At 62.7% G+C, this 209-nt stretch carries 1 pseudogene; it reads left to right on the plus strand.

What is annotated here, in order from left to right:
• A pseudogene (locus EXE42_RS18395) lies at positions 1–209 on the plus strand (cell division control protein Cdc6); the annotation flags it as partial.

Consider the following 209-nt stretch of genomic DNA (forward strand, 5'->3'; position numbering starts at 1 on the left):
CAGGACACTACGGAGACCCAGGCCGTCCAGACCATCGCCGAGGGCGTGAACGACCCCGAGCAGACCGGTATCAACGTCCCCGACAAGGGGCTCTCGACTTCCACTTACTACAAGCGGCTCTGGCGCATCCTCGACCAGCGGTACGACGTGGTGCTGATCCTGCTCGACGAGATCGACAAGCTCGACGACGACGCGATCCTGATGCAGCT

Source organism: Halorubrum sp. SP3, from assembly GCF_005435195.1.
Taxonomy (GTDB): Archaea; Halobacteriota; Halobacteria; order Halobacteriales; family Haloferacaceae; genus Halorubrum; species Halorubrum sodomense.